Origin of the sequence: Vibrio sp. Vb0304 (assembly GCF_033338995.1) — a bacterium.
Classification (GTDB): domain Bacteria; phylum Pseudomonadota; class Gammaproteobacteria; order Enterobacterales; family Vibrionaceae; genus Vibrio; species Vibrio alginolyticus.
On record NZ_JAWOTT010000164.1, the window covers coordinates 1 to 1,325 of the forward strand.

Annotated in this window: 1 protein-coding gene and 1 pseudogene; one reads left to right on the forward strand and one right to left on the reverse strand. The window is 46.3% G+C overall.

From position 1 onward, the window contains the following. A partial coding sequence (gene hldE / locus R7P35_RS24670; RefSeq protein ID WP_318092986.1) for a bifunctional D-glycero-beta-D-manno-heptose-7-phosphate kinase/D-glycero-beta-D-manno-heptose 1-phosphate adenylyltransferase HldE occupies positions 1-973 on the forward strand: 973 nt, incomplete at its 5' end. A gap of 212 nt (positions 974-1,185) precedes the next feature. On the opposite strand, the pseudogene tolC reads toward hldE, so the two are convergent. Next, positions 1,186-1,325: pseudogene (gene tolC / locus R7P35_RS24675) on the reverse strand (outer membrane channel protein TolC); the annotation flags it as partial.

Genomic DNA, 1,325 nt, shown 5'->3' on the forward strand with positions numbered 1-1,325 from the left:
AAAAGGCTCTCTAGAGCACGTTCAAGCGTACATTCAGAAAGCGCGAGCAGCGAATATTCCTGTTTTCATTGATCCTAAAGGTGCGGACTTTGAACGTTACCGCGGTGCAACTCTACTGACACCAAACATGAAAGAGTTTGAAGATGTGGTCGGTAAAGTGAAATCGGATCAAGAGCTGGTAGAGAAGGCTCTGGCACTTGTTGAAGAGTTTGATTTTGAAGCGCTATTGGTAACACGTAGTGAGCACGGTATGACGTTGATTCGTCGTGGCCAAGAGCCATTCCATCTACCAACGCAAGCGAAAGAAGTCTACGACGTAACAGGTGCTGGCGACACGGTGATTTCTGTACTTGCAGCGTCGGTTGCGGCAGGTAAATCCTTCGAAGAAGCCTGTGCACTTGCTAATGCAGCTGCTGGCGTTGTCGTGGGTAAATTGGGTACGTCGACGCTGTCTGAAATTGAATTGGCAGAAGCGGTTCATGGCAGTCAAGATACCGACTTTGGTGTCATCTCAGAAAAAGCACTGATTGAAGCGGTGAAAAAAGCACGTGCTCGTGGCGAGAAAGTTGTCATGACCAATGGCTGTTTTGATATTCTTCACGCTGGTCATGTGTCTTACCTTAACCATGCTGCTGAGCTAGGTGATCGCCTAATTGTCGCAGTAAATACCGATGAGTCTGTAAAGCGTTTAAAAGGCCCTGGTCGTCCAGTAAACCCAACCGATCGCCGTATGGCAGTATTGGCAGGTTTAGGTGCAGTTGCCTGGGTTGTACCGTTTAGTGAAGATACGCCACAGCGTCTGATCTCTGAAGTGCTGCCAAGCATGTTAGTTAAAGGCGGTGACTACAAACCAGAAGAGATTGCCGGTGGTAAAGAAGTGATTGCAGCAGGTGGTGAAGTTCGTGTTTTGAACTTTGAAGATGGTTGCTCAACCAGCGAAATCATCAATGCAATTAAAGGCGGCAAAGGCTAAGCCTTACTGCTTTGAAGAACACTATCTGGAAGGTCGCTGCAAAGCGGCCTTTTTGTTTTTCTATGCTTGCTGTTCTACGTTCTGGTATAGCAATGCATTTGCGAGATAATCGCTAGGCGCACAATGTTAGATAATTTGCATCGAATGATAGACAACAAAAAACGCCAGTTGAAGAATCAACTGGCGTTTTAATTTCATTGTATAACTGAACGTTATTTCGCTGGTTTCAAACCTGCATCCACATCTAGGATGTCTTGTTCGCTTAGTGTACCAACCGCTTGGCGAAGCTGAAGAACACTCAGGATGTAGTTGTAACGAGCGTCTGAAAGGTTTTTGTTCGCATCGTATAGGC